The sequence below is a fragment of the Paraburkholderia sp. J67 genome, assembly GCF_905220265.1.
Classification (GTDB): Bacteria; Pseudomonadota; Gammaproteobacteria; order Burkholderiales; family Burkholderiaceae; genus Paraburkholderia.
Window position 1 is genome coordinate 16,067 of sequence record NZ_CAJMZK010000012.1, and the last position, 11,928, is coordinate 27,994.

The 11,928-nt window shown below is 66.0% G+C and carries 10 protein-coding genes; 4 read left to right on the forward strand and 6 right to left on the reverse strand.

All coding sequences use genetic code 11. From position 1 onward, the window contains the following. Positions 1-6: 6 nt before the first annotated feature. The 3 genes from U5782_RS21580 to U5782_RS21590 form a co-directional block, all read right to left on the reverse strand. Complete coding sequence (locus U5782_RS21580; RefSeq protein ID WP_322045919.1) at positions 7-852, reverse strand: carbohydrate ABC transporter permease; 846 nt, start codon at positions 850-852, stop codon at positions 7-9. Then, positions 849-1,754 carry a sugar ABC transporter permease gene (locus tag U5782_RS21585; RefSeq protein ID WP_322046101.1) on the reverse strand — a complete coding sequence of 302 codons (906 nt, stop codon included), beginning with the start codon at positions 1,752-1,754 and terminating at the stop codon, positions 849-851. Before U5782_RS21585 ends, U5782_RS21580 begins: the two co-directional genes overlap by 4 nt. 208 nt (positions 1,755-1,962) lie before the next feature. Next, entirely contained in the window at positions 1,963-3,195 is a 1,233-nt protein-coding gene (locus U5782_RS21590) for a sugar ABC transporter substrate-binding protein (RefSeq protein ID WP_322045920.1), read from the reverse strand. Positions 3,196-3,485: 290 nt separating this feature from the next. Here U5782_RS21590 and U5782_RS21595 point away from each other — a divergent pair, with 290 nt between their 5' ends. The 4 genes from U5782_RS21595 to U5782_RS21610 all read left to right on the forward strand — a co-directional run bounded on the left by U5782_RS21595 (position 3,486) and on the right by U5782_RS21610 (position 8,654). Next, positions 3,486-4,259: an SDR family oxidoreductase gene (locus U5782_RS21595; protein ID WP_322045921.1), complete on the forward strand. Its 774-nt coding sequence runs from the start codon at positions 3,486-3,488 to the stop codon at positions 4,257-4,259. A gap of 43 nt (positions 4,260-4,302) precedes the next feature. Next, on the forward strand, positions 4,303-5,376 hold the full coding sequence (locus U5782_RS21600) for a sn-glycerol-3-phosphate ABC transporter ATP-binding protein UgpC (protein ID WP_322045922.1): 1,074 nt from the start codon (positions 4,303-4,305) through the stop codon (positions 5,374-5,376). A 75-nt stretch (positions 5,377-5,451) separates the two neighbouring features. After that, positions 5,452-6,324: a MurR/RpiR family transcriptional regulator gene (locus tag U5782_RS21605; RefSeq protein ID WP_322045923.1), complete on the forward strand. Its 873-nt coding sequence runs from the start codon at positions 5,452-5,454 to the stop codon at positions 6,322-6,324. A gap of 134 nt (positions 6,325-6,458) precedes the next feature. Beyond that, the gene (locus U5782_RS21610) at positions 6,459-8,654 is read left to right on the forward strand and encodes a tetratricopeptide repeat protein (RefSeq protein WP_322045924.1); all 2,196 of its coding nucleotides are present in this window, start codon (positions 6,459-6,461) and stop codon (positions 8,652-8,654) included. Here U5782_RS21610 and U5782_RS21615 read toward each other — a convergent pair. From U5782_RS21615 to U5782_RS21625, 3 genes are all read right to left on the reverse strand, one after another. Then, positions 8,651-10,117, reverse strand: coding sequence for a cytochrome P450 (locus tag U5782_RS21615; RefSeq protein ID WP_322045925.1), 1,467 nt, complete (start codon positions 10,115-10,117; stop codon positions 8,651-8,653). The two genes, U5782_RS21610 and U5782_RS21615, sit on opposite strands and share 4 nt — an antisense overlap. Positions 10,118-10,205: 88 nt before the next feature. Continuing rightward, positions 10,206-11,045, reverse strand: a complete 840-nt coding sequence (locus tag U5782_RS21620) for an IclR family transcriptional regulator (protein ID WP_322045926.1) — start codon at positions 11,043-11,045, stop codon at positions 10,206-10,208. Between the two features lie 2 nt (positions 11,046-11,047). Further along, complete coding sequence (locus U5782_RS21625; RefSeq protein ID WP_415914377.1) at positions 11,048-11,896, reverse strand: IclR family transcriptional regulator; 849 nt, start codon at positions 11,894-11,896, stop codon at positions 11,048-11,050. Positions 11,897-11,928: the final 32 nt, after the last annotated feature.

Below are 11,928 nucleotides of genomic sequence, written 5' to 3' on the forward strand. Positions count from 1 at the left end.
CGCAATTTATTTCACCGCCCCCAGCGCCAGCCCCTTCACCATATACCGCTGTAACCACGCGAACACCACCGAAACCGGCAGCGTCGCGGCGAGTGTGGCCGCCATCACCAGTTCCCATTCGACGGTGTACTTGCCGGCGACCATATCGGTGACCTGCACCGTGAGCGTCTTGTTCTCGGGCGAGCGGATCAACGTATAAACCACCGCAAATTCGTTCCACGCGCTGATGAAGGTGAAGATGGCCGTCACCACCACGGCTGGGATCGCAAGCGGCAGGAACACGCGGAACACCGCACCCGTGCGGCTGCACCCTTCGAGCCATGCTGACTCCTCCAGATCGCGCGGCACGGTCTGGAAATACGACGACAGCATCCACACGGCGAAGGCGATATTGAACGCCGCATACGAGACGATCACGCCGATCTTCGAATCGACCAGATTGCCGTCGCCATAGGGGATCATCGCGGCGAGGCGGAACAGGCCCACCACCAGCAGAATGGGCGAGAGCATCTGCGTGACGAGCAGGAACTGCCGGTACACGCCGCGTCCGCGAAACGGAAAGCGCGCGAGCGCATAGGCGGCGGGCAGACTGACGGCGAGGGCAAGCGCCGTCGACAGGAACGAAATGACGATGCTGTTGCGCAAGGCCACGCCGAAGTTCGCGGCCTGCCACATATCGACATAGTTTTCCCAGCGCCAATGCACGGGCAGCCAGCGCGCCGGATAGACGAAGACTTCGTTGGCCGGTTTGAACGAGGTGAAGAACATCACCGCGAACGGGAACAACACGGCCACCACCAGCGGCGAGAGCGCGAGCCAGCACCAGAGCGAGCGTTTGAGCTTGCGGTTCATGCGAGATCTCCTTCCGCGCCACCACGTTTGGCCTGCACACGCAGATAGGCCACCGAGAACACGAACAGGATCACGAGCATGATGAGCGAGACGGCGGCCGCTTCGCCCGGCCGGCCCAGCCGGAAGCCCAGTTCGTAGAGATAGGTGACGAGGATGTGCGTGCTGTCGTCCGGGCCGCCCTGCGTCATTACCCAGATGATCGGAAACGAGTTGAACACGTAGATCACGTTGAGCAGGATCGTCATGTTGATGAAGGGCTTGAGCAACGGCAGCGTGAGCTGGCGGAACTGCTGCCAGGCGCTCGCACCGTCGATACGCGCGGCTTCGTAGATGTCGCCCGGCACGGATGAGAGCCCGCCCAGCAGGATCGTCGTGGTAAAGGGAATCGACACGAGGATGCCCACGGCGATCTCGACCGGAAACGCGTATTCGGGCGTGGCGAGCCAGTGAATCGGCCCGGCGATCAGGCCGAGCTTTTGCAGCGTGACGTTGACCATGCCGTAGTCGTCGTTGAAGGCCCAGCGCCAGACCACGGCGGTCATCGTGAGCGACACCGACCACGGCAGCATGATGATGGTGCGCGCGACGCCTCGTCCATAGAAGTCCTGATTGAGCACGAGCGAGACCGGCACGGAGATCCCCACGGTGCCTACCACTACGCAGAAGGTCCAGATGAGGGTGTTCTTCAGCGCGCTCAGAAATACGGGGTCGCCAAAGACGTTGTAGAAGTTCTGCAGGCCGCTGAAGTCGCGGATCTGGCCAAAGCGCGACACATCGTGCAGCGATTGCCAGACGATGTTGAAGATCGGATAGCTGATGATGAAGAGCGCGAGCAACAGGCTCGGCACGATCAGCAGCCAGGGGGCGCGGGGGACAGCAACGGCGCGGTCGGAGCGGCTCATGCTTGGGCGTGCGCGTGTGGGGTCGGTCGCGACGCCTCGCGCCGGATTGGCGGGCGGCGTCTGCTTCAGGGGACCGGTAGTCATGTCGTAATGCGTCCGGTGTTGCGTGCAGTCAGTCGAAGAACCGGCGCATGGCGTAGCGATGTCTGCATGCTACGCCACGCGCCGGTTCGCGCCGCGATACTGCGCGGCGGCAGGGTATGCCTGCTTACTTGCCGAGCGACTTGTTCGCTTCGGTGGCGGCCTGGTTCAGCGCGTCGGCGGGCTTGGCCTTGCCGAGATAGATCGACTGCATCGCGTTGGTCACGGCCTTGGCGGTGTCTTCCCAGCCGGTCACGGTCGGCGCGAACTTCGCGTGCGGCAGCAGCGCGACGAAGGCCTTGGTGTCCGGGTCCTGGAACGCCGGGTCGGTGGCTTCAGCCTTGGTGGTCGGCAGGAAGCCTTCCGTGCTGGTGAATTCCACGCGCGGCTGCTTCGTGAACAGGAAGTCGAGGAACTTCCAGGCGCTCTTCTTCACCTTGGAGTTCTTGAACATCATGATCGAGTCCGTGACCGCGTAGGTCGCGGGAGCGGTGCCCACCGGAATCGGATCGATGCCGTACTTGATGTTCGGCGCTTCCTTCTTCAGTTGCTTGGCGAGGAACGGCGCGGAAATCATCATCGCTACGCGCCCCTGCTTGAAGAGGTTCTGTACGTCTTCGCGGCTGTAGCCCGTCACGCCCGGCTCCGTGAGACCCTCGTCGATCATCGTCTTGTAGAGCGTCGCGGCCTTCACGCCGGCGGCCGAATTGAATGCGGCCTTGTTGTCCTTGCCCACCACGTCGCCGCCGTTGGTCCACAGCGCGTAGTAGAAGTACACGTCGGTTTCGATTTCCTTGCCTTGCAGGCCGAAACCGGCGATGCCCTTGGCCTTCAGCTTCTTCGACGCCTCGATCACGTCGTTCCAGCTCTTCGGGCCATCCGGATAGCCCACCGAGGCGAGCATGTCTTTGTTGTAGTAGAGCCCACGCGCCGACGCCGCGATCGGCAGGCCGTAGATCTTGCCGTTGATTTCACCAGGAGCCAGGAACGGGCCGATGAAGCGCGCCTTGAAATTGGCGTCCATATAGGGATCGAGCGGCTCGGCGATGTCGTCCTTCACGAAGTCCAGCAGCCAGCGCGTGCCGATGATGGCGAGGTCGGCGTTGGCGCCGCCCGAGATGTCCGTCTGCAGTTTCTGTTGCAGCGAGTCCCAGTTCACGTCTTCGATCTTGATGGTCGTGCCGGGGTTGGCGGCCTCGAACTGCTTGGCCATTTTCTCGAAGTACGGGGCCGTGGCGTCGCTGTAGTGGGCGACGGTCACGCGAACGGTATCGGCATGCGCCGCGACGGTGATGCCTGCGAACGCCATAGCGACGGCGAGCTTGCCGAGCGTGGTGGATGCACGTGCCTTAAACGCCATTCTCTCTCTCCTAACGTGGTTATCTGGCTGGCCTTGCGTTGTTTGAAAAAATCCTACAGGATGAAAAAAGCGTTGTCACCTGGGAATCTCGATATTGTTTTCCGGTCCTGAATTTGCATAACATGCCGTAAAACATGGGAAATTCGTGTGTCTCAATATTTGGGATGCCTGCATTTGAATCTTTGGATCACGGCTTTCACAACGATTGAAAACCTGATGTTGTTGGAAATTTACAGGCCCGGTTGCTGCTTGAAACCGGGCCCGCAACGAGCTTTCACGGAGAGTCGAACATGAGCCGGGTGGTGTTGGTGACGGGCGCGTGCGGCGGGATTGGCCGGGCGTTGTGCAAACGATTCGTCGAGGCGGGCGACACCGTGCTCGCGCTTGACCGTGACGCCACGGCGGTGCAGCAACTGGCCGATGAGTTCGGCGCGGCGCGCCTCGAAGCGCTGGCCGCCGACGTGAGCGACCAGCCCGCACTCGCCGATGCGGTGGCGCGCGCCGTCGCCGCGCGCGGCCCGGTGGACGTGGCCGTGGCGAACGCGGGCGGCGCGCTCGGCACCACGCTTGCGCATACCGACGCGGCCAGCTGGCGGCGCGACGTCGATCTGAACCTCAACGGCACCTACTACACCGTGGAGGCGGTACGCGCCTCGATGATCGAGCGCCGGCGCGGCGTGCTGGTGCTGATCGGCTCGGTGAACGGTTTGAGCGCGCTCGGCCACCCCGCTTATAGCGCGGCGAAGGCGGGGCTAGTGAGCTACACGAAAGCGCTCGCGATGGAACTGGGGCCGCACGGCATCCGCGCGAACATTGTTTGCCCCGGCACCGTCAAGACGCCTGCGTGGCATGACCGCGTGGCGCAGCATCCGAAAATCTTCGAAGAACTAAAGAAGTGGTATCCGCTCGGCGACGTCGCCACGCCCGACGACATCGCCGACGCCGTGCAGTTTCTCGCCTCGCCGCAAGCGCGCGTGATTACGGGCGTTGCGCTGCCGGTGGATGCGGGGCTGCTGGCGGGTAACCGTCTGATGGCGAACGAACTGACGCTCGACGAAATCTGAAGCGGCGCATCCACGAAAGCGACAACCAGCCCACGAGGACAGCATGGCAGCGGTACAACTGAACGGCATCTACAAGCGCTACGGCGAAACGCAGGTCGTGCATGGCGTCGATCTCGACATCGAGGACGGCGAGTTCGTCGTGCTGGTCGGCCCTTCGGGTTGCGGCAAGACCACGCTCATGCGCATGATCGCGGGTCTGGAGGACATCAGCGGCGGCGATCTCACGATCGGCGGCACACGCGCGAACGGCCTGCCGCCGCAGCAGCGCAATATCTCGATGGTGTTCCAGAGCTATGCGCTCTATCCGCATCTCTCGGTGTACGACAACATCGCGTTCGGGCCGCGAATTCGCAAGGAGCGCGAGGACGGCTTCAAGCCACGCATCGAGGCCGCCGCGAAGTTGCTCAATCTCTCGAACTATCTCGACCGCCTGCCGCGTGCGCTCTCGGGCGGGCAGCGCCAGCGCGTCGCGATGGGTCGCGCCGTGGTGCGCGAACCCTCGCTGTTCCTGTTCGATGAACCGCTCTCGAATCTCGACGCCAAGCTGCGCGTGCAGATGCGCACGGAAATCAAGGCGCTTCATCAGCGCCTGCGCAACACGGTGGTGTACGTCACGCACGACCAGATCGAAGCGATGACGATGGCCGACCGCATCGTCGTGATGAACGCGGGCCGTATCGAGCAGATCGGCCGGCCGCTCGATCTCTACGACAAACCGGGCAATCTGTTCGTGGCGAGCTTCCTGGGTTCTCCGTCGATGAACTTCGCGGCGGGTAGCGTGATGAACGATGCGCGCGGCACGGCGCTGGTGCTCGACGATGGCGTGCGCATTGCGATTCCCGAAGGGCTCGCGCAGCAGGGCGCGCGCGTGACGCTGGGCATTCGTCCCGAACATATCGAAACGGGAGCCGGTCAGACGGCCGACGTGCCGTTCGCCGTCGAGGTGGTCGAGCCGACTGGCGCCGAGACCCACTTGTACGGGAAAATAGGCGGCAATTCATGGTGCGTCACGACGCGCGCGCGGCCGGGCATCGAACCAGGCCAGCGCCTGACACTGGGTTTGCCGCTCGCGCACCTGCATCTGTTCGATACCGAAAGCGGCAAGCGGCTCGATTGATGAGGTGAACGTCGGGCCCGCGCCTGGCACGTCGCTGCGCTTGCACCTTCCTCGGCTCACTCCACGGAACACAGCTTGCCGGTCTCCAACCTGATCCATCACATCCGCAATGTTGCGGAGTCGCTGCGGCCCGCCGAACGCAAGGTCGCGGAGATGGTGCTCGCCGACATCGACTTCGCGATGCGCGCGAGCATCACCGAACTCGCGCTGCGCGCCGATGTGTCCGAGCCTTCGGTCACGCGCTTTTGCCGCGCGGTGGGCGCGCACGGCCTGCGCGACTTCAAGATGCGGCTCGCGCAGAGCGCGGCGGGCGGTGTGCCGTTCGCGGCCGCACAGGAGATGACGAGCGGCGACGCCACCCAGGTGGGCACGCTGCTCGACAACGTGGCGGAAGCGGTGGTGCAGGGCGTGAAGCATGCGCGCGCCTCGCTCGACCCGGCCGTGTTCGAGGCCGCCGCGACGGCGCTGGGCAGTGCGCGGCGGGTCTACTTCTTTGGCGTTGGTGCGGGGTCGGGGCTTGTCGCGCAGGATGCGGCGTTGCGTTTGCTGCGCCTCGATATCGCCGCGAGCGCCTTCACGGACGCCCATTTGCAACGCCTGCACGCGGGGCTGCTCGAACCCGGCGATGTGGCCTTTGCCATCTCGCAGTCGGGCCGCAGCGTCGAGGTCAACGAAAGCATCCAGATCGCCAAGGAGCGTGGCGCGACCACCATCGCGCTCACCAATGCGGGGTCGCGTCTCGCATGGGTTGTCGATATTCCCTTGCTGTTGCGCGTGCCCGCCGCACAGGAGCCGCACGCGCCGGGCGTCGCGCGCATCGCGCATCTGGCGGTGATCGACGCGCTGGCGATCGCTGTGGCGATGGGCCTCGCGCCGCGCACGCTCGAAAAGATGCGCGACGCGCAGGCGCGCAGCGGCTCGGATAGTGTCGGTGAAGTGAGAGAGTGAGCCGCGCACGCTTGCGTGGCGATCCGTCAGATATCCATCTGGCGATATTGAGACGAAACTAGACTCGAACGTTTGTCGCTTGCCTGTCGCGGCGCCGTGTTGGCTCGCGCGAGCAGCTGAAATCGTTCACAAACATGTCCTCGTCTCAATCACCCGAAACCGTCACGCTCGCCGCGGCCGAATCCGCCTGGCAGCGCGGCGAAACCGCAAGCGCCCTTGCGCTGTGCGAGCAGCTGATCGTCGCGAATCCGCACGACGCCGAAGCGCTCAACCTCGCCGCCGTGCTCGAACTGGGGCGCGACCGGCTGGTGGCGCGTGCGTTTATCGAGCGAGCGCTGGCGTTGCGCGAGGCGCCGAATTTTCTCGTGACGTTCGCGATGACCTGCGACGCTACGCAACGGGACATGGCGATCCGCGCGCTGCAGCGTGCCGTCGAGATGCAACCGGATTCCCCCATCGCGCTTAATAACCTCGGACACCTGTATGGCGAAGCGGGCGACACCGTGGCGGCGTCGCGCTGCTTCGATCGGGCGCTGGCGCTCGCGCCGATGCACGCGGGCATCCACTTCAACTACGGCACCATGCTTTCGAAGTCGTGCGAGTGGGCGCGCGCGCTTATCGTGCTGAGGCGCACGGTGGAGATCGCGCCTGCGCATGTGAATGCGTGGAACAACCTGGGGCAGGTGCTGCTGAAGATGCATCGCGAGACCGAGGCGCTTGCGGTTCTCGAGCACGCCCGCACGCTCGCGCCCGATGCCGTCGAGGTGCTGACGAATCTCGGAACGGTCCTGCAGGGCGCGGGGCGCACCGACGAAGCTCAAGCTGCCCTGGAACGCGCGTTGACGCTGGAGCCGGGCCGCGTTTCCGCGTGGAATAACCTCGGCAATCTGCATCTGAACCTGGGCGACGTGGACGCCGCGCACGCCGCGTTCGCGCGCGCCATTGCCTTGAAGCCCGATTTTGCCGATGCGCATCTCAACCTGGGCAACACGTTCAGCAAGATGGGCAGCATCGACGAAGCCATCGCGAGCTATCGCCGTGCGTTGACCTGCGATCCCGCGCATATCGGCGCGCACAGCAACCTGCTGTTCTCGCTGATGTTCGCCATCGACGATGGTCATGCCGTTCGCGTGGAAGCAGAACGCTTTGCCGCGCGGCACGAGGCGGCGCTTCTTGCCGCGAGCGCGCAGACGAACTACGCGAACCCGCCGGAACCCGCACGCCGATTGCGCATCGGCTATGTCTCGCCGGATTTCCGCCATCACTGCCAGTCGCTTTTCATGATGCCGCTCTTGCGCCATCACGATCACGCGGCGTTCGAGATCGTCTGCTACGCGCTGGGCCACCGGCGCGACGACATGACGGAGCGCCTCAAGCGCCACGCTGACGTGTGGCGCGACGTGGCCGAACTCGACGACGCGCGCCTCGCGCAGCAGATTCGCGACGATGGCATCGATATCCTCGTCGATCTGACCATGCATATGGATGGCGCGCGACGCCTGCTGTTCGCCATGCGGCCCGCTCCGGTGCAGGTGGCGTGGCTCGCTTATCCCGGCACGACGGGTAGTCCGTCGATCGGCTGGCGGCTTACCGATCCCTGCATCGATCCGCCGGGCGTCCCGAATGTCGATGACCAGTACGTCGAGCGTTCGCTGCGCCTGCCCGATGCGTTCTGGTGCTACGACGCGCAGGCGCCAGGCGTCGAGGTCAACGCGCTGCCCTCGCTCTCGAACGGTTATGTAACGTTTGGATGCCTGAATAATCCGTGCAAGCTAACCGACGCCACGCTCACGCTCTGGGCCGGTGTGTTCGCCGCGTTGCCCGACGCGCGTCTCATGTTGATGGCGCCCGCGGGCAGCGCACGCGAGCAGCTGGCGGCGCGTTTGCAGGCCCATGGCATCGATCCGGCACGCGTGCGTTTCATGGGCATGCAGCCGCGCGTGCAGTATTTGCGCACATATCAGGCGTTCGACATTGCGCTCGATACCTTTCCGGCCAACGGCCACACCACGAGTCTCGACGCGTTCTGGATGGGCGTGCCCGTGCCCACGCGTTTCGGGCGTTCGGCGGTGAGCCGCGCCGGGCTTTGCCTGCTGGCCAATCTGGGCTTGCCGGAACTGGCGGCGGACAGCGACGCCCGCTACGTTGCCATCGTCACAGCGCTTGCGCGCGACCTGCCGCGCCTCGCTGCCCTGCGCGCGGGTTTGCGCGCGCGCATGCAGGCCTCGCCGCTTATGGATGGCCCGCGTTTCGCGCGTCATATGGAAGCTGCGTTTCGGCACGTGTGGCAAGCGTGGTGCGAGGCACCGCGCCGCGATGGTGCGCATTAGGCCGCGCCGCGCACCCGCTTCGTCAACTTCACCGGCATGGTGTCCGGCACCATCGTGAACGCGGACACCTCGTTGATCTTTGCCGGGTCGATAGCCAATTCGATCGAGAACTCGTTCATCAGCATGGAGAGCGCGAGACGCATTTCCACGGTCGCCAGATGGCGTCCGGGGCACACGCGCGGCCCCGCGCCAAACTGCAGATACGCGCGCACGTCATGCGCGCCCGCGTGCGCGTCGTGCTCGCCCTTGCGCATCCAGCGCCACGGATCGTAGCGCTGCGGATCGACGAAGTTTTTCGCGTCGATCATCGCGGGGCGCGCGACGAAGAACATGCGCGTGCCCTTGGGCAGCGCCACATCGTCGAGCACCACGTCTTCGAGCGGCTCGAACGAATGCACCGCCGCCACCGGGCGCAGGCGCGTCGCCTCGATGCAGATGGCCTCGAAGATATCGAGTTCCTTGAGCGTCGCGTAGTCGGGGCAGACGGGCGCGTCGCCCAGCACGCGGTGCGCCTCTTCGCCCAGATGCGTTTGCAGCGCGGGATCGGCGGCCAGATAGGGCAGCGTCCAGGCGATCGAGTCGGCGGTAGTGTCTTCGCCGGCGAGCAGGATCGTCAGCACGTTGGCGCGAATCTGCGCGTCGGTGATGGGCGCGCCGCCATGTTCCGGCGACGCGTCCTGCTGTTGCTGCTGCACGAGCATCGCTTCGAGCAGATTGCGTGGCATCTCCGACGGTTCGTCGCGCATGCGCTCGCGGGCGCGCGCCATCATCGCGTCGACGTAGCGGTGCACGGCCTCAAGCGATTGATCGAGCTTGCGATCCGCCGGCAGCTTGAAGTATCGCCAGTACGGAAACAGCGCGTTGATGCGACCCATCACGCTCGGCAGGATGCGTTCCAGATGCTCCTGGATCACGCCGTGATCGCGTTCCAGCGTGCGCGGGTCCTCGCCAAACGCGAGCGCGCACGTCACGTCCACCGTGTAGCGCTTGAGGTCGTCGGTCATCTCCACGGTCTCGCCGCGCTCGGCCGCGCGCAGCCAGCGCGTGCGCAGACGCTGCGTGATGTCGGAGAGTGTGGTGTAGAACGCCTTGATATTGGGAATCGACAGCGCCTGCATGACGAGGCGGCGATGCGTCTCCCAGGCCGCGCCCTCGGCCGAGAAGAGACCGTTGCAGCCCATCTCTTCGAGCACGGCTTCGATCGGCTGATAGCGGCGGTAGCGGTGCGGGCGCTCGCGCATGATCTGCTGGATCAGTTCGGTGTCGGTCCAGATCGTGATGGGAATGCTGCCGACCTGAAAACGATAAGGCGTGCCGAGTTCTTCGGCCCAGTTCTCGAGGATCTGATGCAGGCGCGTGGGCGAAAGCTGGAGCAGATTGCCGACGAGCGGCAGGCCGCGCGGACAGGGTAGATCCGCGACCTGGCGCTGCGCCGCGCGGGAACCGGTGGAGGCCGTGCTCATGGGCGGGTCCTTTTAGGGTGACGCGGCGGCGCGCCTGGGCGCTGGTTGGAGTGTGTTGATGCCGTATTGATGCCGCGCTGGAAGGCGATTATAGCGGCGGTAGCGCGGCGCCCGCCACGTAGCCGAAGCGGCGCGACAGGCGCTCGACGGCGGCGATCAGGCATGCCGCGCTCGTGCCTTCGCGCGTGGTGTCGAGGTTGCCCGACGGCCCCATCAGCGCGAGCACGAGGCATACGCTGCCGGTGTGGTCGAACACGGGTGCGGCCACGGTGCTGATGCCGGGAATCGGCTTGTCGAGCGCCGTGTCGAGGCCCTGGGCTCGGATCGCGGCGAGGCGTTCGACGTAGGCCTTGTCGTCGGCGGGCCATGAGGTTGCGCCCGCAAGGCGCAGACCGTCCTGCGCGAGCAGCGCCGCGCGCACATCGTCGTCGAGCCAGGCGGCGAACACGCGGCCGATGGCGGTGTTCACGAGCGACATTACCGTGCCGGGCCGCAGGCTCACGTGCAACGGCCGCGGCGATTCTTCGAGGCGCACGACCGTGGGCCCAAGCGGCCCCGGGACCGCGAGCGCGACGCTCATGCCGGTGCTGGTGGCGAGATCGACGAGTTCGGCGTCGGCTTCGCGCACCGGCGACAGGCGCGCAAGACCGAGCAGGCCGAGTTCGAGGCTCAGCGGGCCGGCTGCGTAACGGCCTGCCTCGTCGCGCGCGAGCAGGCCGGTCTTGAGCAGGCTGACCAGATGCGGGAAGGCCTTGGCGCTGGGCATGCCGGCCGCCGCCGCGAGGTCGCGCAGCGACAGCGGCGTGCCCGCCGCGACGAGGGCGGCGAGCAGTTCGCCTGTGGCGTCGAGCGCCTGGATGCCGCGTTGGGGTTTGTCGGCGCTATCCAAGGTGCTGGCGGCGTCGGCTGGATCGGGTGTGCGTGGCATGGTCAGGTCGATGAAAAAGCCGCTTGCGCGATCTGTTGCGCGGCGTCGCGCAGCGCGCGCACCAGCGCGCCCTCAGCGCGCACGTCGAGCGCGCCGCTCGCGCCGATGGCCGTAAGCGTGACGCGCAGCGCGCCGTGCGGATCGAGCACGGGCAGGCAGACGCTGCTCACGCCGGGGCTGGGCGCGTCGATGCCGATTTCGAAGCCGCGCGCGCGGATCGTGTCGAGCGTGGCCGCGAAGGCGGCGTCGGGTGCTGCGATGTCGTCGGCTGCCGTGGTGCCGCGCCAGACCGGCTGCGCGCTCTGGTTGGCCCACATCGCGCGCAGCGTGGCGTCGTCGAGGAAAGCGCAGAACACGCGGCCCGTGGACGTGGCCGGCAGCGACATCACCGTGCCAACATGCAGGTTCACGTGCAGCGGCAGGCTGGCGTGCTCATAGCGCACGATGGTCGGACCCTGCGGCCCGGCGATGCACAGCGCAACGCTGCAGTTGTGCGCCTGGGCGAGCGCCGCCGCCTGCGGCACGGCTTCGCGCAGCGCCGGTTGCTGCGCCAGATGCAGCAGGCCGAGGCGCAGCGCAAGCGGGCCCGCCTCGTAGCGCCCGGACAGTGCGTCGCGCTTGATGAGCCCAAGGCGCGTGAGGCTCACCAGATAGGCGTGCGCCTGGCTCGACGCGATCTCGCCCGCCGCCGCGAGGTCGGTGGGCGTGAGCGGCACGCGCGCGTCGGCCAGCGCGCGCAACAGGCGCGCGCCGACTTCGACGCTCTGGATGCCGCGCTGGGCGCGTCCGGCACCCGTGCCATCGGCATCGGCTCCCACTGCGGAGGGCGGCGCGTTGCGAGGGGTCTTCACTCGTTGTCCCGGGCTGAAAAAGGGTCCATGTT